23 protein-coding genes are annotated in these 25,277 nt (G+C 35.8%); 8 read left to right on the top strand and 15 right to left on the bottom strand.

Annotated features, from left to right (window positions below):
- Positions 1-814: alcohol dehydrogenase catalytic domain-containing protein (locus tag ACJMLD_RS08140; RefSeq protein WP_405270354.1), on the bottom strand; the 814-nt coding region annotated here is incomplete at its 3' end.
- Between the two features lie 451 nt (positions 815-1,265).
- Here ACJMLD_RS08140 and ACJMLD_RS08145 point away from each other — a divergent pair.
- Positions 1,266-2,414, top strand: a complete 1,149-nt coding sequence (locus ACJMLD_RS08145; RefSeq protein WP_405270356.1) for an aldo/keto reductase — start codon at positions 1,266-1,268, stop codon at positions 2,412-2,414.
- On the opposite strand, the gene ACJMLD_RS08150 is transcribed toward ACJMLD_RS08145, so the two are convergent.
- Entirely contained in the window at positions 2,411-5,260 is a 2,850-nt protein-coding gene (locus ACJMLD_RS08150; protein ID WP_405270358.1) for a DEAD/DEAH box helicase, read from the bottom strand. The genes ACJMLD_RS08145 and ACJMLD_RS08150 overlap by 4 nt on opposite strands.
- A 306-nt stretch (positions 5,261-5,566) precedes the next feature.
- On the opposite strand from ACJMLD_RS08150, the gene ACJMLD_RS08155 reads away from it, so the two are divergent.
- Genes ACJMLD_RS08155 through ACJMLD_RS08165 form a run of 3 tightly spaced genes read left to right on the top strand, consistent with a single transcriptional unit; the run spans position 5,567 to position 9,957 of the window.
- Positions 5,567-8,011, top strand: a complete 2,445-nt coding sequence (locus tag ACJMLD_RS08155) for a UvrD-helicase domain-containing protein (RefSeq protein WP_405270360.1) — start codon at positions 5,567-5,569, stop codon at positions 8,009-8,011.
- Positions 8,012-8,022: 11 nt separating this feature from the next.
- Positions 8,023-9,258 (top strand): hypothetical protein, encoded by a 1,236-nt coding sequence (locus ACJMLD_RS08160; RefSeq protein WP_405270362.1) that lies wholly within the window; start codon positions 8,023-8,025, stop codon positions 9,256-9,258.
- A 24-nt stretch (positions 9,259-9,282) separates the two neighbouring features.
- Entirely contained in the window at positions 9,283-9,957 is a 675-nt protein-coding gene (locus ACJMLD_RS08165) for a DUF169 domain-containing protein (protein WP_405270364.1), read from the top strand.
- Here the strand turns inward: ACJMLD_RS08165 and ACJMLD_RS08170 are convergent.
- From ACJMLD_RS08170 to ACJMLD_RS08180, 3 genes are all read right to left on the bottom strand, one after another.
- Complete coding sequence (locus ACJMLD_RS08170; RefSeq protein WP_405270366.1) at positions 9,949-10,602, bottom strand: NTP transferase domain-containing protein; 654 nt, start codon at positions 10,600-10,602, stop codon at positions 9,949-9,951. The genes ACJMLD_RS08165 and ACJMLD_RS08170 overlap by 9 nt on opposite strands.
- 24 nt (positions 10,603-10,626) lie before the next feature.
- Positions 10,627-11,817: a hypothetical protein gene (locus tag ACJMLD_RS08175; RefSeq protein ID WP_405270368.1), complete on the bottom strand. Its 1,191-nt coding sequence runs from the start codon at positions 11,815-11,817 to the stop codon at positions 10,627-10,629.
- 69 nt (positions 11,818-11,886) lie between these two features.
- Positions 11,887-13,167, bottom strand: coding sequence for a Mur ligase family protein (locus ACJMLD_RS08180; protein ID WP_405270370.1), 1,281 nt, complete (start codon positions 13,165-13,167; stop codon positions 11,887-11,889).
- A 117-nt stretch (positions 13,168-13,284) separates the two neighbouring features.
- Here ACJMLD_RS08180 and ACJMLD_RS08185 point away from each other — a divergent pair, with 117 nt between their 5' ends.
- Positions 13,285-13,680, top strand: coding sequence for a nuclease (locus ACJMLD_RS08185; protein WP_405270372.1), 396 nt, complete (start codon positions 13,285-13,287; stop codon positions 13,678-13,680).
- A gap of 26 nt (positions 13,681-13,706) precedes the next feature.
- On the opposite strand, the gene ACJMLD_RS08190 is transcribed toward ACJMLD_RS08185, so the two are convergent.
- From ACJMLD_RS08190 to ACJMLD_RS08225, 8 genes are all read right to left on the bottom strand, one after another.
- A complete protein-coding gene (locus ACJMLD_RS08190; RefSeq protein WP_405270374.1) occupies positions 13,707-16,454 on the bottom strand; it encodes an AAA family ATPase in 2,748 nt (915 codons plus the stop codon).
- The gene (locus tag ACJMLD_RS08195) at positions 16,451-17,695 is read right to left on the bottom strand and encodes an exonuclease SbcCD subunit D (protein WP_405270376.1); all 1,245 of its coding nucleotides are present in this window, start codon (positions 17,693-17,695) and stop codon (positions 16,451-16,453) included. Before ACJMLD_RS08195 ends, ACJMLD_RS08190 begins: the two co-directional genes overlap by 4 nt.
- 189 nt (positions 17,696-17,884) lie before the next feature.
- A complete protein-coding gene (locus ACJMLD_RS08200) occupies positions 17,885-19,387 on the bottom strand; it encodes a helicase HerA-like domain-containing protein (protein WP_405270378.1) in 1,503 nt (500 codons plus the stop codon).
- Positions 19,381-20,454 (bottom strand): DNA double-strand break repair nuclease NurA, encoded by a 1,074-nt coding sequence (locus ACJMLD_RS08205; RefSeq protein ID WP_405270380.1) that lies wholly within the window; start codon positions 20,452-20,454, stop codon positions 19,381-19,383. Before ACJMLD_RS08205 ends, ACJMLD_RS08200 begins: the two co-directional genes overlap by 7 nt.
- A 54-nt stretch (positions 20,455-20,508) precedes the next feature.
- Positions 20,509-21,261: a geranylgeranylglyceryl/heptaprenylglyceryl phosphate synthase gene (locus ACJMLD_RS08210; protein WP_405270382.1), complete on the bottom strand. Its 753-nt coding sequence runs from the start codon at positions 21,259-21,261 to the stop codon at positions 20,509-20,511.
- 96 nt (positions 21,262-21,357) lie between these two features.
- The gene (locus ACJMLD_RS08215; protein ID WP_067042653.1) at positions 21,358-21,504 is read right to left on the bottom strand and encodes a 50S ribosomal protein L40e; all 147 of its coding nucleotides are present in this window, start codon (positions 21,502-21,504) and stop codon (positions 21,358-21,360) included.
- Positions 21,505-21,695: 191 nt separating this feature from the next.
- A complete protein-coding gene (locus ACJMLD_RS08220; RefSeq protein WP_405270385.1) occupies positions 21,696-22,235 on the bottom strand; it encodes a DUF367 family protein in 540 nt (179 codons plus the stop codon).
- Entirely contained in the window at positions 22,236-22,904 is a 669-nt protein-coding gene (locus tag ACJMLD_RS08225) for a hypothetical protein (protein ID WP_405270387.1), read from the bottom strand.
- Positions 22,905-23,092: 188 nt separating this feature from the next.
- Here ACJMLD_RS08225 and ACJMLD_RS08230 point away from each other — a divergent pair, with 188 nt between their 5' ends.
- The 3 genes from ACJMLD_RS08230 to ACJMLD_RS08240 are packed head-to-tail and all read left to right on the top strand — an operon-like array spanning position 23,093 to position 24,749.
- Positions 23,093-23,716: a hypothetical protein gene (locus tag ACJMLD_RS08230; protein WP_405270389.1), complete on the top strand. Its 624-nt coding sequence runs from the start codon at positions 23,093-23,095 to the stop codon at positions 23,714-23,716.
- Between the two features lie 12 nt (positions 23,717-23,728).
- Complete coding sequence (locus ACJMLD_RS08235) at positions 23,729-24,262, top strand: nicotinamide-nucleotide adenylyltransferase (protein WP_405270391.1); 534 nt, start codon at positions 23,729-23,731, stop codon at positions 24,260-24,262.
- A gap of 49 nt (positions 24,263-24,311) precedes the next feature.
- The gene (locus tag ACJMLD_RS08240) at positions 24,312-24,749 is read left to right on the top strand and encodes a molybdenum cofactor biosynthesis protein MoaE (RefSeq protein ID WP_405270396.1); all 438 of its coding nucleotides are present in this window, start codon (positions 24,312-24,314) and stop codon (positions 24,747-24,749) included.
- Between the two features lie 157 nt (positions 24,750-24,906).
- On the opposite strand, the gene ACJMLD_RS08245 is transcribed toward ACJMLD_RS08240, so the two are convergent.
- Both ACJMLD_RS08245 and ACJMLD_RS08250 read right to left on the bottom strand, forming a co-directional pair.
- Positions 24,907-25,113 (bottom strand): molybdopterin-binding protein, encoded by a 207-nt coding sequence (locus ACJMLD_RS08245; RefSeq protein ID WP_405270394.1) that lies wholly within the window; start codon positions 25,111-25,113, stop codon positions 24,907-24,909.
- 25 nt (positions 25,114-25,138) lie between these two features.
- Entirely contained in the window at positions 25,139-25,273 is a 135-nt protein-coding gene (locus ACJMLD_RS08250) for a molybdopterin-binding protein (protein ID WP_405270398.1), read from the bottom strand.
- Between the last annotated feature and the right edge of the window lie 4 nt (positions 25,274-25,277).

The raw sequence follows: 25,277 nt of genomic DNA on the forward strand, positions 1-25,277 counted from the left end.
AGTAGTTTACGTTGGAAACGGTTCCTCCTGCTTTTGCGGATTTGATTGCTTCAGCCCATGTGTTTTCTAAGTTACCACCAGCGATAACTACGGAGTCTACACCTGCGCCGTCTGTTAGTTCTCTTACTTGTTCGTCGATTGCTCCGTTTTTGTAGTTAATGATGTCGGTTGCACCGTATTTTTGAGCAACTTCGACGGAAATTGGACGTGTACCTGCTGCGAATAATCTACCAGCACCTAAACATTTAGCACCAGCAATAGCGGAAAGTCCTACTGCACCGATACCGATTACGAGTACGGATCCTCCTAATGGGATGTCTGCGTTTTCTGATCCCATCATACCGGTTGACCACATGTCTGTTAACATGGTTGCTCCTTCGTCGGATAAGTCGTCAGGGATGAAGGTTAGGTTTGCGTCTGCCATGTTTACGTGGAATCTTTCACCGAATACACCGTCTTTGAAGTTGGAGAATTTCCAACCACCGAGTGGTTCGAGTGTTTGTGAAGGGAAACCTCTTTGTGCTGCTTCGTCGTCCCAGTCAGGAGTAATAGCTGGTACGATTACACGGTCACCAGGTTTGAATTTTTTGACTAAAGCACCAACTTCCACTACTTCACCAACAGCTTCGTGACCTAAAACCATGTCTTTTCTGTCACCGATAGCACCTTCCCATACGGTGTGAATATCGGAAGTACATGGAGATACACAAGTTGGTTTAATAATAGCATCCATAGGTCCACATTCAGGTACTTCTTTTTCTACCCAACCAATTTCGTTGAGTCTTTTCATTGCAAATCCTTTAAAAGTTGCCATTTTTGTCACCTCTAAATGAAGTCATATTTAAAATTAACATTTTAAAAAAAAATATGTTAAAATTAAATCCTGACCTAAATAAATATTTATTGAATAATATTTATAAATTTTTTCATGTGTTATAAGATTTTTAGTTATTGCAAAAATTGTTCAAATATATACTAACATATTTGTCAATTATGAATTATGTTCAATTTAATATTGTTCAAAATAATCGAATTGAAGATAATTTCATAACGAATTATAGAAATAAGTGAAATTCGGCTAAAAATTAAACAATCCAAATTATTTTTAAATAATTATATTCTTAAAAAAAATATCAAAAACAAATGAAAACAAACAATAAAAAAAAATACAAAAAAATATACATCATAAAAAAATCATTAATGTTGCAATTAACAACATTTAAATATGGAACAACTGAAAAAGTAATAACAGGAGAGAAATGATTATGACATACAAATCAAAATTCGGCTTTGGATGTATGCGACTTCCAAAGACTGACGAAAATGACCCGACCACAATCGACCAGGACCTGTTTAACAGAATGGTTGACATCTACATGGCTAAAGGCTTTGATTACTTTGATACCTCATATGCATATCATAATGGTGCAAGCGAAACAGCTATTAGAAAAGCTGTTGTTGAGAGATATCCACGTGAATCATTCAGAATTTGTGATAAGATGCCTACATGGGCATTAACATCTGAAGAGGATAACGAAAAGTTTGTAAACGAAATGCTTGAAAGACTTGGAATTGATTATTTTGACGTGTTTTTCGTGCATAACATCAATACACCCTGGTATAAACTGGCAGAAGATCATAAATCCTTTGAATACATTAAAAAAATGAAAGAAAATGGAACAGCAAAAAAAATTGGCTTCAGCTTCCACGATACATCTGAATTATTGGAAAAAGTATTAGATAAATATGCTGATATCATAGATGTTGTCCAACTAGAATTGAACTATCTAGATTGGGAAGACCCTGTCATTGAAGCGCATAAATGCTATGACTTGTGTGTCGAACACGGGCTTGATGTCTATGTTATGGAACCTTTGAAGGGAGGCGTTATAGTAAATCAACCTGAGGAGATTAAAAACGAGTTTAAAGAGTTCAATCCAAATGAATCAATAGCCAGTTTAGCAATAAGGTTCTGCGCATCACTTGAACATGTCAAAATTGTTTTGAGCGGCATGAGCAAAATGGATGACTTAATCGACAACTGCAAAACATATGAGAATTTTGAGTTAATAAGTGATGAAGAAAGACTGTTTCTAGAGAATATGGCCTTAAAGCTTAAAGAAAACCTTGCTGTTGCCTGCAGCGAATGCGGATACTGCATTGATGCATGTCCCGAAATGATTCCAATACCAGAATATTTCAATCTATACAATACAAGTAAAAACCAGCCGGAATCAGACATTTACAGATTGTATTTTGACAAGCTTGCAGATGAGAAGGTTCCTGCCAGCGAATGTACATACTGTGGAACCTGCCTTGATTACTGTACTCAAAAAATAGACATTCCAGAAGAGCTTGAAAAGGTCTGTGAACACTTTGAAAAAGGTTTCACACCATATGCAGGCGCTCCTTAAGAGACCCTCATCCTCAATTCCCTAACCATTTCACCATCTTTGTTTATTTTAATGGCTTTCCTGTAGTATTCAACTGCCTTTGGGAAAAATCCAGAGTGATAATAAATCAGACCCATCAAGGCCAGTGCCTCAGAGTGTCTATCATCAAAATCCAGAATCTTTTCTAGAATATCGCAAGCCGTATCCAAATCACCTTGCTCATATAAATCATAAGCTTCTTCATACAACGCTTCAACATCATCCAAAGACTCGAACTCACTTTCCTGAGGTTTATTTGTTAGCAATACTTCTAATTCATTTGCCATCTTATTTGATTTATCTATTGCAAGCGCTTTTTTAGTAAACAACAACGAAATATCCTTTTGATCCTGATTATACAATATTTGAGCCATCAATGCCAAGGCATCCACATTCCTTTTGTCGCTAGCCAAAATTGAATTTAAAATATCCTTAGATGCAGAATAATCCCCTTTTTCATAGAGTTCTAATGCCTCACTGAATTCATCGCTTTCAATAACCTCTACAACAATCTCCTCTTTTTCACCTGAAGCATCATCGGAAATCAATTTTTTCATGTATTCCAAAATATACTTAGTGGCACCCTTGTGAAGTGGCTTGTTGTCATTTCCGCATTTCGGCGAGTATATGCATGCCGGACAGCCGCTTTTACATTGGCAGTTATTTATCAAATCAATGGTGGAATCAAGCAGGTCTACAAACACGTCCACTGCCTTTTCACAAATTCCTATTCCGCCTTCATAACCGTCATAAATGAATATTGTGGCCTCCTGAGTGTCGTCATGATAATTTGTGGATACTCCCCCAATATCAAACCTGTCGCACATCGTATGAAGTGGAAACAGTCCGATTAATGCATGTTCAGCACCATGAAGCCCTCCTGCAAACACCTCCTCTTCATTTGGAAACATGTCTTCCAATCTATCCTTAACATCATTTGGAATTGTAAACCACAACCCCTTCGTATTGAATTTCAGCGGAGGCAAATCCAGAGGATATGTTGCAATCGGCTTTGAGAAGTGCATTTTCTTATATTTGAAGTAGTCTTCAGTTACTGTCAGCTCACCAAAATTAATTGTCAAATCACCATAGTTTGTCTTTGACAATTTCTTTTTAACGTTGATTTCCGTCTTGTTTAAAACCATTGTGTGATAATCCACAGTCTTTTGAGAAACATTAACATACCTGCGCGCTAGATTTACGCTATTTACAACATAGGTGTCTCCCTTGTTAATCAGAATGGCCCCTTCATGAGCCTCCCTGTATACCTGTGAACGCTCCATGGTCTCCAAAAGCCTTCCGTTATTCATTACCTTAAACTCTTCCGATGAAATCTGGTCAAGTGAATGGTCCATTGCAGGATTGTCATCATAGGGATACATATAATCTCCGCGATGGTTTTCAAACAGATCCTTTCTAGAAACCAGCTCGTCCAATAGATTTTGTGAGATGCCGAAATATTTCTCAGCTTCGCCCCTCTTTAAAGGCAGCTCCTTTGCAGCGCATAGCAAATGAGCCTCCTGCAGAATCGGATTTGACAAATCTATGATTGCATTCTCATGGGGCTTGTCAAAGAAGAACTTCGGATTATTCATGAAATACTGGTCCAACTGATTTTCAAAAGCGATTAGAATAGCTAAAGATTTCCGATTGCTCCTGCCAGCCCTTCCGGATTGCTGCCAAGTTGAAATCATTGTTCCGGGATATCCTGAAATAATGACTGCATCCAAAGACCCTATGTTGATTCCAAGCTCCAGCGCATTTGTACAGGTAACTCCCAAATATTTTCCGCTTTTAAGGCCGTTTTCTATTTCACGCCTTTCCTGTGGATGGTAGCCTGCCCTATAGGCTGCAATCCTATGGGCCAATTTTCCTTTGACTTGTGTCATGTCCTTTTTTGCCCACATTGCAATGAGTTCCGTGGTTTTTCTTGAAACTGTAAAGCACAATGTCTGAATTCCCTTAAGCATCATATACATGAAAATGTTTTCTGTTTCCATATGCACCGAAGGCGCATTTTGAGTATATGCCTTGTTTCTTACATAATTCTTAAAGGGATTGTATAGGATGAAGTCTTTCTCACCGCTAGGCGAAGTGTCATCATCAACCAATACGAAATCTTCACCCGTTAACCTGTTTGCCAATTCCAGAGGATTTGCAAGTGTCGCTGACGATAAGATGAACTGGGGATATGATCCGTAGAAATTTGCTATCCTTTTAAGCCTTTTGATTAGGAATGCGACATTTGAACCGAAAACCCCTTTATAGTAATGCGCCTCATCAATGACTATATACCTTAGGTTTTTGTAAAATCTCTCCCACTGATGGTGCCAGGACAATATTAAATGAAGCTGATAGGGATTGGTTAAAACAATCCTTGACTTTTCGCGAATCCCCTTCTTGTCCTCCCTTGGGGTGTCGCCGTCATATGTTCTGGGCCTGATTGATATTTCAAGCTGCTCTTCAAGGTTTTCCAGAACGTGCAACTGGTCGTTTGACAGCGCTTTTGCGGGATAGATATAGAGGGCTGTTGCATCTGAATCCTCAATCATCGTCTCCATGATGGGCAGGTTGAAAGCCAAAGTTTTGCCTGAAGCCGTAGGAGTTGTGATGATTACGTTTTCGCCATCTTTTATTGCCTCATATGTCTCGGCTTGGTGTTTGTATAGCTTTGCATCCTTGGAATCCAAATAGTCGATAATCTTGTCATTTAAGTTGTCAACTTTTTTAAAGCTTGCTTTTTTAGCTGGTATCGTTTCGATATGGGCGATGTTTTCCCTATATCTCACATCATTCTTGAACATATCAATATTGTTGGTATCAGACATAATATCAGCTAAAATTAAAATTAATAATAATAATTTGAGTTAAATACTATTTAAAACATTCGTGAATTTAAAAAATAGTAAGTTAGAAACAAAAAATGTCCCTAACTTATATATGCATATTATGGAAGAATATCTCTTCCATATTAAATATTATCCCTTACCGAATAAAAAAGTTTTTGGTATACCTAAATAAATTTAGAACTAATCAAAAAAAATAGACTAAAGAATACTTAACAAATGCTCTCTCAATTTATTTATAAGTAACCTAATTACATAAATTAAATCATATAAATTCAGAGGGAAAAAATGATATCATACGAGGAATTTGAAGATATTGTAGTGAATATACTTGAAAGAGATATCTCTTCAAATCAAGATCAAAAAAACGCCATATTATCTCCAAGTGACAAATCCCTTTTTATCGTAGCAGGACCGGGTTCCGGAAAAACAACCGTAATGGTTCTTAAAATCCTTAAATACATTTTTGTTGATGAAATAGAACCCTGTGAAATTCTGGCTACAACATTCACAAGAAAAGCTGCTGACGAGCTATACTCAAGAATATTGGGTTGGGGGGATGAAATCAAAAATCATCTGCTCGACAATATTGGCGAAGACAATTTTGACAATATCCTAAAGATTGATAGGGTGGACTTTAACCAAATCAAAATTGGTACAACCGACAGCATTGCTGAAGAACTGCTTAGAGATTACAAAAAACCTGGAGAAAACCAAGCCATTGTTATTGAGGATTTTGTTGCAAACTCTGCAATGATTAAAATCATTATTGAAGATGAAAAATATCTTGACAAAGAACTGGTTAAATACTTAAAGGAGCTGAGCGGAATAACAAAGCTAGAAGAACCATCCAAAATAAGTGAAATCCTTATTGAAATCAAGAATAGAATCTACTATGACCAGGTGGACTTCGACGAGCTATATGGAAAAACTCAAGAGGGCAGCGGAGTTCGAATTGCTCTTGATTGCATTAAAGAATATGAAGACACTCTCAAAAAAAGGAATACCATTGATTTTGCAATGCTTGAATCCCAGTTTTTGGATAAATTAAAGAACGGTGATCTGGACGCATTTCTAGATGAAATTAAGATTGTTCTAATCGATGAATACCAGGACACTAACCTTATCCAGGAAGACATTTACTTCACAATAGCCCAATCCGCACTCAAGAATAACGGAAACATTACGGTTGTAGGTGATGACGACCAGTCCCTATACCGCTTTAGAGGCGCCACCGTAGACTTATTTACCAATTATCAAAACCGCATCAGGGAAAGGTTGAGCATTGACGTTGAAGAAATCAATCTGAGAACCAACTATCGCTCAACAGAAAACATTATCCAGCATTGCAATCAATTTGCAGAACTTGACAGAGAATATCAGAATGCCCGTGTCGACAACAAACCTAAAATCATTGCCCCTGACTTTGAAAAGGACAGGATGCCTATTTTAGGCATGTTCAGAAACAATCCTGAAATGCTTGCAAGGGATTTGTCCCTGTTAATTAACAAACTCATCAACAAAGGGGAATGCGAATTAAAGGTTTTGCAGGTCTTGAACGAAGAATATTACGAAAAGGTCAATGGCGATATTGACATTGCAGAATTGCAGAAAATCAGAAGTGAGAATCTGAAAGCCGGAAAAGAGATGGAAAGGATAACCCTCAAACTGGATAGCGATTACGGTTCCGCATCGGATATCGCAATTCTTTCATATTCCCCAAAGGAGATGCAATACGGAAATCGCTCATTCCTGCACTATTTGAGGAAGAATCTAAAAAGGCTTAAGGAACCGATTGAAGTGTTTAATCCAAGAGGAATTGACCTTCAGGATATTGATGTTGTTGGAATATTCTGTGGTTTGATTCTTGAATGCATTGACCCTGAGGCAGGGATTCAGAAAACGGATAAAACAATACCTAATCTTGCAAAAAGGAATATGATGCGTTGGAGAGTGAAAGCCAAGGAGTTCATTAAAATGAATCCTGAACCCCACGAACCTATTGCCCTGCCCCAATTCGTAACCCACTGGCAGCTTAGAAGGCCTTTAGGCTATGAGGAATGGCCAAAAACAGCAAGCCTGATGGAACTTGCATATAAGATAACCACATGGATTGAAGAGCTGCAGGATGATGTTGAAGGAATCGTATATCTGGAAGCCATTACCAAATCAATTACACAAACCGGATTTTTCAATGACTATCATTCAAATATCTCATTTATAAATCCAAATCAGGAAAGGGAATCTGTTCTTGAAGCGATTTGGAATATTTTCATACCTTTATCAACAGGAGGGGTAAGCATCGATGAATCACTGCTTGAAACACTGCCCGACAATAGGGTAAATGTCTTATCGATTCACCAGTCAAAAGGATTGGAGTTTCCCCTTGTTATTGTTGATGTCGGCACAAGATTCAAAACAAATGACATCAGAACTCAAAGATTAAGATTTCCAAAAGGTCTTAAAGATGAAATCACCATTGAAGACAGCGTAAGGCAATATAGCTGTCTTGGAAAAAGTGAAAGAAGTGAAAAGGACCGTTCATTTGATGATTTGACAAGACTTTATTTTGTTGCATTTTCAAGAGCCGAAAGTGTTTTGCTTCTGATAGGCCTCAATTCGGCTATTGAGGGATATAACAAGAAAAATGACCACTTTGACATTCCGAATGTTGCGCTTGGATGGAGCAGAGATGAAAACTATGTCGGATTTAAGGAGATATATCTAATTTAGGAAGTGTAAATATGAAGTTGCCATCAAGATCAAAATCATACATGATTCCGGAATACAGCTTAACCGGAGATTTGCTGTCATTCTTAACATGCAATCTACAATACAGATATCAGAATAAAGGAACGCTGCCTCCTTCAAAGCCTGTTCAGAGATGGTTTGGAGAGTTTATTCACGGCGTTCTTGAAGAGGCATATATTCAATGGAAACAAGAGAATACAGAGTTTCCATGGGATTGGAAAGAAGACATTAGGCCAATTGAAGATTCAATTGATTTAAGGCTTCAAGTTAGAGGCCTTTATCCACACGATGAAGATTTGTTCTTCAGCATTCTAAATCAGCCGGATAGTAACCTGACAATTGATGACCTGAACGAACATGACCACAAAAAGCTGGCCAGTGCAAGGGCTGAAAAGGCAATCAATATATGGGGGCAACACTTATTCCCTCTAATTGATTCATCAGAGCTTTTAATCAAAGGGATTCGCCAGATGCCTAATTACGATGAAAACATAAGCAGGTCAAATTATTATGGAATTAACGGTGTTGTGGATGTTTTAACATCCATGAAAATCAATAAGAATTTAAGTCAAAGCAATCTGGACAATTACAATAATAAGATTATTGAGTTTCTCAAAAAAGACCCTGGCTTTCAAAAAAGGATTTCCAGCTATGATGAGGGCGATGACTATGAAATCATTATTGACTATAAAGGCATGAAAAGGCCACCCATTAAGATGATTGACTCAAAAGCCGAGGACAAATGGGAAAATCATAAACAGCAAATCCTAACTTATTCCTGGCTTAGGTCTAAGCAGGAAGATGCAAAACCGATAGTTGCCGGAATTATCTTTTATTTAAATGAACTTGTTCCATCAAAAGAGGATTTGGTTTTGATTAAAGATGAGCTGAACAATGGTCTGACTGATGTGGGCCATGAATACGAAAGAGACGTTGACTTAATAAATAACTGGGAAGAGGAGGATAAAGCTCCTGAACTGAGCGATGATTTTAAAATCAACAGGTCGATCAGAATCATCAATGTTGACAAATCAGAGCAAAAAGAAGCGCTTTTAAAATTTGACAATGTAGTTGCAAACATTGAAAGCTCATTAATCAAAGAAATGAAAGGATGTAAAATTCAGGACGCCTGGAAAGCAGATTCTGATGAAAGAACATGTAGTGCTTGCGATTTCAGGACTTTTTGTAAAAATAACAGTGTTAAAACAAAAGACTTTAAAATTCCATAGAACAATATAATAATAGGCGATTGTATGACTAATTTAGAAACAAACAAAAAATATTGCGAAGTAATTGAGAGTAAAATCAATCTTGATGCAAAACCTGTAGCAATGAAATTAATCAAAACCCCGGAAGATTTGCCTGAAGGTTTTGATTTGATTGATGAAAAAATCAGACATTGCGAAATGGTTAGAAAAGCATCTTTAGGAGCTAAATTTTACTCAACAATTGAAGAACAAATGTGTTTAGGTGGAGCAGGAGCTATTGGACTTAGAGACATGCCTGAAAAGTTAGCTAATGGTGAAAAATACTTTTCATTAGGCAGATTCCAGGATTTAGAAACTGCTAAAAATTTAACTGCCAAGCTTTCTATTATCAAAGACATCAGTTGGGGAATCATCTATGCACCTTTAGATGAAGCTGATTTTGAAGCAGATGTTATTGAAATCATCACAGAACCTGTTGGCGGAATGAAACTTGCACAAAGTATCGTTTACAAAACCGGTGAAAAAATTACTCCATCCTTTGCAGGCATCCAATCATTATGCGGTGATGCATTTGCAAATCCATACATTTCAGAAGGAGTAAACTTCACTTTAGGCTGCGATGGATCTAGAAAAGCAGCAGACATTAAAGACAATGAAATGACAGTCGGCATTAGCAAAGCTAAAATCGAAGAAGTTATTTCAGGTTTAGAATCAATCTAAGAGTTGTAAATAATCATCATAATGGTTAATATTTAATAACTCTTTTTCATTTTTTTCTTTTACACCATAAAATGTATAACCATCAGCGAAAATCTTTCTTAAAATCGGATTCAAATTGTCATTTTCATTTTCCAAGTATTTCATCAAATTTTCACGCGGCGCTACAAAAGGCATTCCCAAACCTTCGGCAGTATCCAATATGCCCGTTTTTCTTCTTCTTAATATAGAAATCGTTTTGTAAGGGTCTTCTGCATTTTCAATAATTTCAATCATCCTATTGAATGTTTCGGTCGACACGGTTGGCTGGTCTGCCGTTATGCATAATGCAAAATCAGACCTGATATTTGAAAGGCCATTGTAAAGTGATACGGATAGACCTACATCAACTGGATTGTTAATGACGAATTTGACAGAGCCTTTATAATTATCAAAAATTGCTTCCATTATTTCATTAGCATAATGCCCAAGCACTACAATGCATTCATCAACATTAGCAGATAATGCATTGTCAATTGTGGTCTCGATAACGGTCTTATCCTTAAAAGGCAAAATGAGTTTATTTTTCAATTCTATATTTCGAGAAAGCTGGTCCTTTCTCATTCTGGAGTTTTTTCCAGCTGCAGTAATAATAGTTGAAATTGTCATAAAAAAAGTAAAAAAATGATATATTCACTCTGTTGGAATATATCTTGTAATTTGCGCATAAACACCCATTCCGGTACCTGAACCCTCAGTCCACATATTAATTCTGACCGGATAATCATGAGTGTTAGTTACGGTAATGTCTTGTGCCGGATTAAATCCGAATAGCACCGCATTTTCATCCCAGGTCATACCAGTAGGCAAACTGAATCCTTCTGATGTAACGGCTGCCCTTAGAGCTCTAGCAGATGGACATACACCATGAGCTGCACTTCCACCTGGAGCAGAGGAATCTTTTGCAGATTCAAAGTAGACATAATCTTTACCACTACTAGTTGAATTAGGCGGGATAATGGTTCCATTCCATGCATCAACAAATTGTCTAGCATTCACTTCTCTAATAGAATCACCATATTCAGGGTGTGAACCTAATGAAGTTCCATAAACTTCACCATTTTCTTCAGTGTAATTTCCAGAGTATAAAAGAATAGGAGAGCCAGTAGGATATTCAGCGGCATAATCCACTACATCTTTACCAAATATTACAGGAACATCAGCTGAACTAATATTATTCCTTCCATCAGAAAATCCAACCATTCCTTTTTCCAATGTGAATATAGAACCAATTGATGCATCATAATTATACCAACTTCTAATAGTTTCATTATTATAATAATCGTTACTATATTCTAAATCCTTAATTTCATCAAAAGGCACGGATTTGATAACAGTACCATTTTCAACTACATCTACGCCGTTTTCAGTTTTTTCCAACCATTTATACGGAGCACTGTAACCCCATACATAATTATCTGGTTCTTTAACTGCTAGCTTGTCCCCCTCAAAAGTTAAATAGCCCGGACCATCTACATCAACAACATTTCCATAAGAATCAATACCTTCACTTGAGATTGTTGCGAAATCAAATGGAACAACACCAGTGGATAGAGACATCAAGATCCCCTGTAGATCTAAAGCCAATAATTGATGAGGCAAAAACCCTACATCAGAGATCAATGGTACTTCAATCTGGCTTCTTTGTCCTAAAATTGATTGATTTTCAAACATTGATTGACCAATTGGAAGGTTATAATCTTCAGCAACTGACTGAGCTGTATATGGAGCGCTATTAACTGAACTGAATACTGTAAACAGTACACATAACAATATTAAAGCCAAAAATATTGTAATAGAAATTTTTCTCCAACTTTTACTCATGTAACACACCTTAAATATAATAAACATATATAATTATGTTTCAATACTATAAAAACATTGTTATATGTATCATAAATTTTCCGAAATTAATTTAATCCTTTCTTGAATATCAATAATGACGTCTTGACCGTTGCCTCCGATTAAAATAGCCTCCTCATGTGAGTATTCGGCGACTAGCTCAATGATTTGGTCCAAAGTATTTACAGTAATGATATTGCCCATGTATCCCAATGAATTCAATCTGTAGATTGCAATATCAAGAGTATCGTCTAAACCCGGGAAGAGAACTATGACCTCAGGATTGTACTTTACGGCTACATCCAGAATATCCAATCTGTGTATTTCATTGTGACGTGGTGTTCCTAAAAATATTGCATAGAAATCTTTTTCGGCTAAAATGGATGCCAATGCATCGGAGTTATCGGTTTTTCCAACATAGACCAAAGCATCATTAATCCTATAAACATCCAAACGACCTTGAACCGCATTGAATTCGGCAAGTGTGGACCTGATAACGTCCTTAGGCACCTTAAGCTCTCTTGTAATTGCCATTGCGAGGCCTGCATTGAGCAGGTTAAACTTACCGAATAACTTCAGTTCATCCTGATATTCAAAATAAGGAATTGTTTTGGCCGCAGATTCCTTAAAATCAGCATTGAAATCCTGGTTAAAAGCTGTAAAAATGGTTTTGTCTGCAAAAAATCTAACTAAAGAATCTTTATAATTGGCTATGGTCTTGTGGACATCCATGTGATCATTTCCAATATTGGTAAGACCGATCATGTCAAAATCAAAACAATATCTGCAGAAGTCTAGGGTCATGTCACAGACTTCAACAAGCAATATGTCATAATCATCTTCATTGGCTTCAAGAATCAAGTCATAATAACCGGAAAATCCTCCGCCACCATTACCTCCGACTAAAACCTTTTTGCCGGCATTCTCTAAGATTTCCTTAATCATGTGCACTGTGGTGGTTTTACCGTTGGTTCCGGTGATTCCAATTGTGAAGATGTCCTTATGTTTAGATACGACATCGCTCAATAATTCTCCATCTTCCAATAATCTTGTTGCAAAAGCCCCTCCATACATACTGGGACTGATGGCTATGGCATCACATTGTTCAATAGCATATGGATTAGTGAAACCCAAATCAACTGTTATATTCTCTCCAACAATTGAAACTGTTTGTTTTTCATCAATCATATTCATTGACAATCTTGGCAAATCCAAACCGGACAAATCAACATTAATATTCAAATCAGTAGCATAAACCTCCCAACCATGCATTAAAAGAGAGTTTACAGCTTTTTTTCCTTCTACACCCAATCCAATTACTGCTGCCTTCATAAAAAATAATTCCTTAAAATAATCACTATATTAAAATTACATCTTTAAAATTTATAAACATTTTGTAAAACAAAAAATTTTATATTATAATATTTAAAATAAGAGCAAGGTGAGAAAATGTTCGAAGACGAAAGAGACGATAAGATTTACAACTTAATCATTACCCATGGAATTGATAAGAATAATGAATATGCTCAATTTACTGAAAAATTATACTCAAAAGTGGAGTTCTTATGGAAAGAATCGATGTCCGGCTCATATGCCTCTGCAGGAGAAGAGTTTTTCCAGAACGTGGATAGAATTATTTTTCTCGCAGGCCTTTATAATGACAATAAAGAATTGTTTGAAGATTTGATGAAAGCTGCTGAGGAATACAGCATACCTATAGTATTGGTCAGACCAATGGGTCTTGAAGAGGTTCCTGAAGTATTGGAAGAAAAAGCGGCTACAATTGTAGGATGGAATGCAAACTGCATTCTCGATTCAATCAAAGATGCACCGGAAACCATGTAAAAAAAGTAAAAAGAAATAATGTATTCCTACATTATTACTTTTGAAATACCATTCTCTTTTTCTACTTTTATTAAATTATCCGCAGCATTTTCAAGTTGCGGTTCGTGAGTTACAATAATCATTTGAGGCAGGAGTGACATGTCTTTTAATAGATTAATTAGCTCATGTCTTCTTGCACTGTCTAAATGAATTGTAGGCTCATCCAATAAAATAGTATCCAATTCTCCATTGGACATAGCTTGAGTAATACCAAGTCTTAAAGCTAGTGCAATAGCTATCTTTTCACCGCCACTGACCATGCTCATTGATGATTCCCCTTCAGGACCATAGACAGTCACATCATATTCATCATTAAGAGTCAGATCAGAGTAGTTAAAGTTAAACTCGTTGAAGAATTGCTTGGTATACTTTTGGATTAAAGGCCTTGAAATATTCCTTAAATCTTTTTGAATACCGTTTTTACTGTATAAACTCCTAATATGATTCAACAGATTTATATAATCTGAAATATCATCATATTCCTGTTTGAATTTATTGGCAATTTCAATTTTTTCAGTCAATTCCTTTACATAGGAAATTGTCTCGCGTGCCCTTCCCTTAATTTCAGAAAGTTCACTATTGAAATTGGCATGCCTTCTTTCATAAAGCTCTGAACGATATATAATCTGTTCATATTTCTCTTTATCGTATATTGAAGCATTGATCTTATTCTTGGTAATATCAATTTGATTTAAAGTAACGCCGATATCCTCTTTAATGGAATCATGCTGAGACAAATAAGAATTTTTATTTTTGACAAAACCTTTAAGTTGATTGAATTCCTCATTTTTCTGCTTTAAATCAGTGATTCTGCTTTGAAGTTCCTCCGGACCAATATCGCTGCTCAAGTGAGGGTCTTGCTCAATGGCTAACTTAATATTGGTTACATGATTGTCAAGCTCATTGTCAACTTGTTTTAGTTTATACTGAATTTCAGTTTCACTGCCTAAAACATCCAAAGCGCCTTTGGCTTGGTTATATGCATCATAAGCTTCTTTGTAAGATTCACGGTCTGCTTTCTTATTTGCAATAACTAGAATAATCTCACCTAATCTATTGCTGATGAGCTCTTTAGATTCCAGGCCTTCATCGATCTTATTCAATTTGACCAATTCATTTTGCAAATGATAAAATTTCTGCTTATACTCAATAATGTCTCTTGACAGTCCAAGCAGTTTTTCATGCTTATCCTCAAAACTTTTCTTATTTTTAGTGAGTAAGTCGACATCCTCTTCATATTTGGAAATCAACTGAGTATTTTCATCAATGTCTGAAGTATATTTCCTAATCAGCTCGGCCTTTTTGTTTTCATCGATATCTGACTGGCAAACAGGACACTTGTTATCAACATCATATAACTCTTCCAACGGTTTCTCGCTAGATTTAACATTCTGTTTAAATGTAACAATATCCTCCTTTTTAGAAATTATCTCATCAGCCAGATTACTGATTTTTGCTGAAGTTTCATCAATGAAATCATTAGTTGACTTTTCTATATGGTCAAAGTCATCAATTTTAGCTAAAGTATCCTGGTCAAGGCCATAATCCTCCAGCTTATCTTTAGCCTTTGAGAAGAACTTCTCAATATCATTTCTTTCAGATTCAATCTCCCTTAAAAGGTCTTTTTTATCTTTTTCGAGTTTGGCCATGCCTGCCAATTCCTTTTCGAAATCAACTTTTTGATTATCCAATCTGGCGATATCTTCATCGGAAGCCAGGAACTTGTTGTAATCTTCTTTTTTGTCTGCAATGATTTCCTTCTGTTTGGCAATGGAATCCAATGTCTTATTGATTTCGACTTCCTCATTTTTTAAACGCCTGATATTGGTGACTGATTTTTCAAAATCAAGATAAACGTCCAGTTTTGATACGAATTTTTCCAATCTGTCAATCTTATCTTCAGCTTCCCTGATCTTATCCAGATTATCCTGAACTACACGTTTATCATTTTCCAGTTTGGCCAAGGTTTTTTCCTCAGACTCCAGATTATTAACCTGAGTTTCATAGATTTCCTTTTCACGCTCTATGTTTCTTTTGGATTCTGAAATTTCATCACGCAACTCGTTGACTTCAGCAATTTGCTCTTCGAGTTCATGGCCTCTGTCTTTCAGGGAGTTTAATTCGCTTCTTTTCTTTTCAAGGTCTTCAATTAGCTTATCAGAATTATATAATTTTCCCTTAAGTTCGGAAAGCTCGTTTTCATAATCATTAATTATAGGCAACAGGTTTTTCCAGGACTTTTCAAGTGAATCAATGCCCAATAATTTAGCAATCAATTCCTTTTTCTCAGCGGAGGTTTTATCAACAAGCTCGGCAATTTCACCTTGCCTGATATAAATCGCATTTAAAAACAAATCGGAATCGATGTCCAAGACTTGTCTGATTTCATTGGACACTTCCTTATCCCCAGTGCATACATGGACATAATCCCCATCCAAAGAGGTTTTCTTGAAAATTGAAGATTTCAGATTTGATTTCTTTTCACGAATTACCTTATATTGTCCCCCATTGGAATTAAACTCCAACTCAACAAGCATGGAATCTGCATTATTTCTAACTAAATCATCGATTCTTTTACCAGTGTGTTGTTTAAATAAAGCAAAACTAATGGCTTCCAGTATTGTTGATTTTCCAGCACCATTTTCACCAACAATTACACTAATCCCCTTATCAAATCTAATTACAGTATTCTCATGGGATTTGAAATTATGTAACTTTAATTTTGTGAAAATCATTTTAAAACCTCCTCAAGTGTTTCTTGAACATCCTCTGATTCCTCTTGAGGTTCCTCATCCATTTCAAATTCTCTGCTTTCCAAGTTCTCTTCATCTTTGCTGGTATCATAGAATTCATCGAAGAACTGATTAATCAGCTCCTTTGATTCCTCTATTTTGTCCTTTGACAGATACTCATATAAATCTATGGCCAGCTGATTGACATCATTGCTCCCATATCCCTTAAGCTGTTCGATTAGAAGCTCTTTAGGGCCTAATGACTCTTTATTTAGGAATATTTCATCAATGCTCTCTTCTCCAACCATATTGAACTTTGGTCTAATCATTAAGGATAAATCACCCAATTCTTCTGTAATGATTTCATAAACTACACTGATATCAGATTCAACATTGTTAATGGTCAAATCCAAGATAGGTTTTTTATCGAAGTCCTTGATTGTCTCTTTTATGCCTGCAATACCGCTTTCCAGATTATTGTAATCCAGGGATCTTTTAATGAATTCGCGGGGTATGTCAACTTTAACTCTTTTGACAAGTGGCTTTTGACCATCAAAATCAACTACAACAAAACCTTTTCCATTTTCTTTGTAATCCTGCAGTTCAGAAGTTTTCCAGATTTCGCCTGATCCCGGATAAACCAATCTTCCTTTTCCAAAGGAATCGTTGATATAATTATGGATATGGCCTAAAGCATAATAATCAAAATTGTCCGGTACTTCACCGATTTCTAGCTCATACTGATAACCGAAGTACTTATCAATTCCCTGATGCAAAACCAAAACGGATTTATCATAGTTTGCGGCCTTTTTAGATATTTCCGCTAATTTAGATTTTAAAACTTTGACTTGTGATGATGGATAATAAGGTAGTCCTGCAATAAATATGTCACCATGTGTATAATTGGTATTGATTGGACTGATTACCTTCAAGCCTAGCTTCTTAAATATGACCTGAGGTGGAATAGCCCCCTTGCGCATAACCATGTCATGGTTTCCAGCTATTGCATACATAGGAATACCTGCACCTTTTAGTTTTAACAATCCTTTTTGAAATACCAAAAGTGCATTTGGAGATGGTCTTGCAGTTTCAAACAGATCTCCGCTATGTATTACAAAGTCTACATTCTCTTCTATTATTTTATCTATAACCTTTTCAAATACTTCATAAAAGTCTTTTTCACGCTCAACTAAACCAAATTGGCGATAACCTAAATGAGTATCTGCTAAATGTGCAAATTTCATTATATTACCTTTTAAATTTTTTTTGTATATAACCAATTTAAACACTATAACAGTATTTAAGTGATAATACTTTATTCGATTGCATATTTAATAGTTTTCCCTGAGAGCATTTGAAAACTAATCAAAATTGATTTTAGGTTATTATACTGAATAAAAAAAAGTATTAAAAAAGAATAATTAAAGATGGGATTAGTAATCATATCCCATATCTAATGTTTCCTGTTCTAGACGTTTAATCTCTTCAGCCTCTTTTTGCTTGATATCTGCAAAATAGGAAACAATGTCCATGTCATCACCATGGCGGCGACCCTTAAACTCGTCAATCTTGACAAGAGTAGGTACTTTGCTCATAAGCCCTAAAACAATGGCTTCACCGACGTTTAAGGAAGGAAGCTGGTTAACAAGATCCTGTGACAGGCTTTCGCTTGCTGACTGAACATGCCTTTGGTCTTCAGGTTCGACAAGCCTTAGTATAATCATATTGTTCATTTGAGACAATGCGTCATGGTCAACGGTTTTTGGTGATTGGCTTACCAGACATAAACCTAAGCCAAACTTACGGCCTTCCCTTGCAACCCTTTGAATCCAGCGTTTTGAATCTGATTCCCTTCTATTTGGAGCTAAAATGTGAGCTTCCTCTAAGATAAAGAATACAGAATTGTCCAATAAGTCTTTTTTATTTCCACTATGTGCTGCATCTTTGGACCTTTGAAGGGAATTTCTTAAAATATGACTTACAAGCACACTTGCTACAGACTCATCTACTTGACTTAAATCCAATACGTTAGCATGGGCTTTTTTAATATTGGATAGGATATTCCCGATGTTATTGTCAAAAAGATTAGAATATCTGTCCATTGAATCATCAATCTTATTCATTACGTCAACAATTTGCTTATCAGAGCCCTCCACTTGAGAATCCTCTTCTAGAATATCATATATTATTTGTAAAAAGTTGTTAGTGTGTGCAACGCCATCAGATAACATTTTTTTAGCTTGTTTGAATGCTCTTCTAAAGTGTCTTTCCTGAATAAAACTATTTCCGCCAATGTTAACTAACTTTTTAATTTCATAGAAATTCATGTATAATGGGTTTATCTTTGGTTTAATTATATTGACTTCACCATTTGGAAAGATGGCATCCTTATACTCGCCATGCATATCAAATACAAATATTGGTATGCTATAGCCAAGCAGCTGGTCGATTAAAACAGAGACTGTGTTTGATTTTCCAGCTCCAGTCATTGCCAAAATTGCCAAATGCCTTGATAGGATAGGATTGGCCTCAACATTGACATTGACATCTCTTTGATTAACCAATGTGCCCAGCTTTATAGGGTTCTTAACCTTGAAAATCTCTTCCAAAACATCCTTATCCGCAAGGCGGATTTCGGTTCCGGGAAGTGCTGGTGTTCTAGGCAATTTTAAATTATCATTAACGTCGCCAAGGATTTTAACTTTGCCCCGGATATAATTGTCTTCAACACCAATTTTTGAAATCTTCTGAATCGCCTTAAAATCATTGATATCAACATTCAAAGCATCATTTCCACGAATTAGATTCTCAATCATTCCTAAAACTTTTTTCCCGTCATATTCTATTGTTACATATTCGCCTACTTTCGGCATCTTGTCAGAAATGAATGTGACTTCCGCAAGTGAGGTTTCCCCTACACAAATTCCAACTACCATGACATCACTTCCCTGTTTGTTGTTTCGTAAATCTTGGCTATCTTCAGCAATTCATTTATGTTCCTATCGGTGATTACCACATCATTATGGGCTTTATTTAGCAGATATGGATATCCCTGAACGGATAATGCATTAATCTTTTTAATAATCTCAAATACTTCCTCTTTAGAAGCCTTATAAGGCAATTCCACTTTCAAAACATTCTTGTTATCCTGCAGGCGCAAGTAGAATACTGTAAATGTTAATTTCTTAAAAAAGTCGTTGAAATACGGGAAAGCCGCCTTCTGGTGAACTTGCCTATATTTGATTACGGTCATTCCCTGCTTTTCGGTGAATTTGTCTAAAAATGCGATATCAGGAATATTCCAATGAAACAGCTCATTGTCTGAAGAGGTCTTTGAGATGGATATTATCTTTTTCCTATGTTCCAGAATCTCCTTTAGAAGAACAATCTTTTCTATTGAAGCCAGATGAAGATTATATTCCTCGACCTTATTTGAATTTTCTTTTTTAGGCAACTCCATTAGTTTTAAAGAATCTCTGATTTCTGGAAACACCAATCCGAAGTTCCTTTTTTCCAATCTTCTTTCAAATTCATTCAAAAGGACATCATCCAGATTATCTTTCAATTTAGAAGGCAATTTTGCTCCTCTAGGAAATGCATTCTGCAAATCTCCCAAAATGGACCCGTCAAACATATAGTAATCAACATCATACTCTTTAACGGCTCTTAAAGCACATTTCAATTCATAGATTGCCATATAATTTCCCAAAAGTTCATCTAGAAAGGAAACATTTGATATTTCAAAGATATCCGAGTCATCGATTTTTTTAATTTCGCCATCGTAGATTATGGATTCTGCACCTACTGCACAGAAGTTGCTTGTCAAAAATTTCTTTTTGTTAAAGCTCCCGTCTCCAGCTGCCATGACAAAATCATCAGCGCTTTCCTCAATATGGCGGTCAAACCAGTTATATTCCAATTGGGATTCAACATTGCTGTCTGAATCGATATTATGGATGAATCCTCTTTTAGCGATGGCTTTTTCATATAGTGAATTTAACATAATATTTCCTATGCTAATTAAATAATAAAAAAGTATGGTGAGAGCAGTTGAAAACTACTCCATTGAAGCTTTTAAAATAGCTCCGGTCAATTCTTGAATTTTAGATTGAACATCATCAACTTCTTCTACAACAGTACCGGTTACGATAATGTCCCCACCAGCTTTTGCTGCCATGTAAGCTGCCTTGCCGTCACGGATTCCTCCGCCGACAACAAGAATATTTTTAGGTGCTGCTTTTTTGGAATAAGCTATCATTTCTACTGGAATCGGTTCTTGAGCACCTGAACCTGCTTCAAGATAGAAAAACTTGATTCCGAATAATTCAGCAGACATCGCATAAACGGCCGGTATTTTCGGTTTGTTTCTAGGCACCAGATTAGCATCCCCAACCCAGCCAACGGTTCCGCCAGGTGCAACAACCATATAATGCATGGAAAGGATTTCCATTCCGGATGCCTTTACGGCTGGTGCAGCTATTGCTTGAGCGCCGTTAATCCAGTGCGGATTTCTTGAGTTGACATAACTCATGTAGAAGATTGCATCAGCATATTTACTTACACTACTAGTATTTCCTGGGAAAATAATAATCGGAACGGCAATGTTTTCAGACAATATCCTGCAGGTATTATCCACATCATCACCATTGACGGTAGATCCTCCAATCATGATTCCGTCAGTTCCCCCTTCGATTGCGGCAGTGGCAATCTCCAAGGCCTCTTCTGGTGTTTGCTCATCAGGATCTATTAAAGTAAAATGTATTTTCCTAGTTTTTAATATATCTCTAATATAATTTTCAACGTCTTTCATAAGAATACCTAAAATAAGATTTATAAAAAATGATATATTAAATTAATTGTTTTTAAAAAAAATAGTAAAAAAATAGAATAAGAAAAGAGAATAAATCTATCCTCTTGGTTCTTTAGCTTTGTATCTTAAACCTTTGTAACCGCATTTTCTGCAAGTTGTAGCACCAGCAGGGTTACGAGCATTACATTTTAAGCAGATTTTTACATTGAACATTCTGTTTTCTGCTTCTTCGAATCTTGCCATTAATAACTCCTCCTATAATCGTGAAAATCTAATAATTGTTAAAATAAATTGTTATGGTGATATTATACTTTCCATAACTATTAATAAATTATTTAAACTTAATAGTATTTAAATGTTTAGTAAAAAAGAGAGAAAATAACAAAAATCTCATTAATAAAAAATTTTGAAAAATAAAGGATAAACCGATTCTTTTAGATTTCCCCTTCGTTAAAATCAATACCCTTATCCTTCAAAAATTCATTTTGAACCTTTACAACTTCTGCGCTGGTATCCACTTCACTATAGGCTTCAAGCAAATCATGATTCAGCTCTAGAAAAGTATGCCCCCATTTGAAGCCATCCATAAGCCCTCGAGCTTCATCCTTAAAGCGAGTGATGTATAATGTGGCTGCAATGGCTTCGACTGTTGATAAAATGCATGGCTTTCCATAGTTAACAGGATTGGTGGCTATCAAAAACGGAAGGGATCTGTGATATTTGGATAGGGAAAAGAATTTTTTAGATTTGGACACCTCATTCCAGGAACAGTCCAAACCTACAATTCCTCTTCTTTGCACATATCTGTAGTCTTCGTATGATACAGCCTTTTCAGCATATGGATTCAAGACGATTGCGCCTCCGGGAATCTTATTCAGGTCATAGACCAATCTGCATTTTCCCTGCTTTTCCATCTTAATGGATGTGCATTTTTTTCTGTCGCATTCATCTGCATGAAAGACTGTAATTCTCATCTATTGTCCACCTTCCAATGCGGAAGTGTTTCCGGCCTTATATTGATGGATAAGCTCCATCTGCTCGGCAAACTGCTCTTCTGTAAGGCCATACTCCTCATTGATTTTTGGAACATTCTTGCTTTCTTTCAGTGTAATGCTTTCAAGCAAAGGTTGGATATAATCAAGATATGCTTCTCCAAAGGAATTTCCGGTTGCATTTATATCGGATTTGCCATCAATGATCATATAAATGAAATATCCTTGCTTTTTGCCTTGAGACTGACAAATGATAATGTTCATTGTGTTGTTCTCATCGGCCTTTGTATCATTTCCAGGCATCGCCTGGGTGAAATAGATGTTCCAGTCGTTGCCGTTGAAGTTCCTCTCTTCAGGATTTGAAACCCCCTGAACCTCATATATCTCCATCAGGGCGGTTGAATTGTCAACAGTTGAAACATTGTATGTTACCTTATGTTCCTTATCCTTATAGGAGTGCATGAATTTCTCTTTACCATTTACAAGAGACACGTTTCCAACAAAATCGCCTTCCATGAATTCAGTCTTAAATGGAGTGGTGCCTAGATCCTTATTTTCTTGATTGAATATGCCTGAAACAAAAAGAGCACCTGCAATTGCAAGTATGGCTATAATTGCTACAAGTATTATAATTATATTTTTATTTTCCATTAAGAAAACTCCTTAATTTAATTAATATAATATAAGTAAAAAGTATTTAATATAAGTTTAGTTAGATATTTAATTGTTAAAAAGAACAATAAGGTTTTCTTATGAATAAAAAAAGACAATATCAAATATTACTTATACTTTTAATAACTATCGTAATATTTAATTTGGCCATAATACTTACTTCAGTTATGGACACTCCTGACAATATCTATAATGTTACGGAAATCGGGAAGAATGCAAACGGCACCGTTTATAAGATTGAAGCGGGAAACATGTCTTCCAATGAAACCGTCGGAATTATTCTGGGAGTCCATCCGAGAGAACATGAAATACATGAAGCAGTCAACAATACTATTTACAATATAACTTCAGAAAACGGAACTCAAAATCTTACAAAAAAGTATGTGATTTATTATATAAAAACAAAAGATAATCTGACTTCCCGTGAGGATACTCGTCCTGCAGGTGAAGAATTAGCTAATAAGTACATTGTTCCAAGAATAGCTAAAGATAAGCCATTCATTGTTGTTGATGTTCATGAAATCAATCCTGACTACGAATACTCAAACTTCATATTCAGCTTGTCTAACAGAACAGATAAGATTGATTCATACATTTCAAAGCTGTCTAATGATGTGAACCTTGTTGATTACCAGTTTACTGAGGGGACAAGTCCCGAAAAGGTTACAATACCTATTGCCAAGAAAGGAATCAACACATTGCTTATGGAAACTTCAATTACTGACCCGTTAATGGAAAAGCAGCAGACCGCTGACAATTTGATTAAAAGCTTAGATGAATTAGAACCTTAGCCGGAGGATAATATGAATAAAACTCGTGGAATTTTAATTGGAAGAATGCAACCTGTCCACAATGGACATATGCAGGTCATTAAAAAAATTTTAGAGGAAGTAGATGAGATTATAATTGGTATCGGAAGTGCTCAGTTAAGCCATGAACCAAAAGATCCTTTCACTGCCGGTGAGCGAATAGTTATGATTAGCCAGGCTCTAGCCGATGAGGGCATTGATTCTTCAAAATACTACATCATACCAATGCAGGACATTAATTTTAATGCTATTTGGGCTTCACATGTTAAAATGCTAACCCCTCCATTTTCCATAGTCTATTCCGGAAATTCTCTTGTAAAGCAATTATTCTCAGAAGAGGGTTTTGAAGTAAGGCAACCCCCACTTTACGATAGACTGCATTTGTCTGGAACCGAAGTTAGAAGAAGAATTATTGAAGATGAAAACTGGCAGGAATTAGTTCCCAAAGCAACTGCAGATGTTATAAAGGAGATCAATGGTGTTGAACGAATAAGAAATTTATCAATAAAAGAGATAAGTGATATATAACAATAGTTATATAATATTAATTTTAAATATCTAATGTGGAGATGAAATGATGGTCGTAAGAGTTATAGAAGCAAAAGAAGATAAAGTCACAATGGCTGATTTAATTGCTGATTTGAAAAAAAGTACTAAAATTGATTATTCTGGAGCTATTTTTACATTTGAAGGAATAGTGCGTGGAAAGGAAGAGAATATGAACTTAAAGAAGTTGATATTGACTACTCCAGATAAACAAAAAACCCAAGATGAGATTGAAAAGATTGTTGAAAACGCTAAAATAAAATATAATGTTCATGAAATTTCCGTTGTTCACTACATCGGCGAATTCTATACAGGAGACATGCTGTTTTTAGTTGCAGTTCTAGGCAATCACAGAGGAGAAACTCTTGATGCATTAAAAGAAGTTATTGAAACTGTAAAATACGAAGTGGAATTTAAAAAAGAAGAAATTTCCGAGGAAGGAACAAAAACCATCCTGGCAGGTGGATAAATGATTACCTTATTTTTTATTTTAAGAATCATACTCCTGTTTTTAATAATCTATGCTATAATCAAAAACCTAAAAACATTATTAAAAGCAGGAATAGTAATATTTATAATACTAATATTATTAGGATTAATGGGATACTGATCCCAAATTCCTAAACTTATTTTCCGATGATTACTTCAGTAGATTTGATGATAGCAGTAACGTCATCGCCTTCAGCTAAACCTAATTTTTCAGCAGACTCTTTAGTAATAACAGCAGTGATAACATTAGGTTCAGTAATTTCGATTTTAATGTTAGCCATTACAGCACCAAGATCGACATTTGTAATTTTACCATTTAATTGATTTCTAGCACTAAGTTGCATTCTATTCATCTCCATTTCAAAAAATCTATTTTCCAATGATTACTTCAGTAGATTTGATGATTGCAGTAACGTCATCGCCTTCAGCTAAACCTAATTTTTCAGCAGACTCTTTAGTAATAACAGCAGTGATAACATTAGGTTCTGAGATTTCGATTTTAATGTTA

The sequence above is a fragment of the Methanobrevibacter sp. genome (assembly GCF_045112895.1).
In the GTDB taxonomy this organism is placed as follows: domain Archaea; phylum Methanobacteriota; class Methanobacteria; order Methanobacteriales; family Methanobacteriaceae; genus Methanocatella.

Bases quoted from the DNA above. Each gene is read 5' to 3' on its own strand.
- ACJMLD_RS08170 (WP_405270366.1), bottom strand. From the start codon at position 10,602: ATGACAATTTCAACTATTATTACTGCAGCTGGAAAAAACTCCAGAATG.
- ACJMLD_RS08245 (WP_405270394.1), bottom strand. From the start codon at position 25,113: ATGCAACTTAGTGCTAGAAATCAATTAAATGGTAAAATTACAAATGTC.
- ACJMLD_RS08195 (WP_405270376.1), bottom strand. From the start codon at position 17,695: ATGAAATTTGCACATTTAGCAGATACTCATTTAGGTTATCGCCAATTT.
- ACJMLD_RS08215 (WP_067042653.1), bottom strand. From the start codon at position 21,504: ATGGCAAGATTCGAAGAAGCAGAAAACAGAATGTTCAATGTAAAAATC.
- ACJMLD_RS08220 (WP_405270385.1), bottom strand. From the start codon at position 22,235: ATGAGAATTACAGTCTTTCATGCAGATGAATGCGACAGAAAAAAATGC.
- ACJMLD_RS08225 (WP_405270387.1), bottom strand. From the start codon at position 22,904: ATGGAAAATAAAAATATAATTATAATACTTGTAGCAATTATAGCCATA.
- ACJMLD_RS08200 (WP_405270378.1), bottom strand. From the start codon at position 19,387: ATGGTAGTTGGAATTTGTGTAGGGGAAACCTCACTTGCGGAAGTCACA.
- ACJMLD_RS08150 (WP_405270358.1), bottom strand. From the start codon at position 5,260: ATGTCTGATACCAACAATATTGATATGTTCAAGAATGATGTGAGATAT.
- ACJMLD_RS08190 (WP_405270374.1), bottom strand. From the start codon at position 16,454: ATGATTTTCACAAAATTAAAGTTACATAATTTCAAATCCCATGAGAAT.
- ACJMLD_RS08205 (WP_405270380.1), bottom strand. From the start codon at position 20,454: ATGTTAAATTCACTATATGAAAAAGCCATCGCTAAAAGAGGATTCATC.
- ACJMLD_RS08210 (WP_405270382.1), bottom strand. From the start codon at position 21,261: ATGAAAGACGTTGAAAATTATATTAGAGATATATTAAAAACTAGGAAA.
- ACJMLD_RS08180 (WP_405270370.1), bottom strand. From the start codon at position 13,167: ATGAAGGCAGCAGTAATTGGATTGGGTGTAGAAGGAAAAAAAGCTGTA.
- ACJMLD_RS08235 (WP_405270391.1), top strand. From the start codon at position 23,729: ATGAATAAAACTCGTGGAATTTTAATTGGAAGAATGCAACCTGTCCAC.
- ACJMLD_RS08230 (WP_405270389.1), top strand. From the start codon at position 23,093: ATGGACACTCCTGACAATATCTATAATGTTACGGAAATCGGGAAGAAT.
- ACJMLD_RS08155 (WP_405270360.1), top strand. From the start codon at position 5,567: ATGATATCATACGAGGAATTTGAAGATATTGTAGTGAATATACTTGAA.
- ACJMLD_RS08240 (WP_405270396.1), top strand. From the start codon at position 24,312: ATGGTCGTAAGAGTTATAGAAGCAAAAGAAGATAAAGTCACAATGGCT.
- ACJMLD_RS08185 (WP_405270372.1), top strand. From the start codon at position 13,285: ATGTTCGAAGACGAAAGAGACGATAAGATTTACAACTTAATCATTACC.
- ACJMLD_RS08145 (WP_405270356.1), top strand. From the start codon at position 1,266: ATGACATACAAATCAAAATTCGGCTTTGGATGTATGCGACTTCCAAAG.
- ACJMLD_RS08175 (WP_405270368.1), bottom strand. From the start codon at position 11,817: ATGAGTAAAAGTTGGAGAAAAATTTCTATTACAATATTTTTGGCTTTA.
- ACJMLD_RS08165 (WP_405270364.1), top strand. From the start codon at position 9,283: ATGACTAATTTAGAAACAAACAAAAAATATTGCGAAGTAATTGAGAGT.
- ACJMLD_RS08160 (WP_405270362.1), top strand. From the start codon at position 8,023: ATGAAGTTGCCATCAAGATCAAAATCATACATGATTCCGGAATACAGC.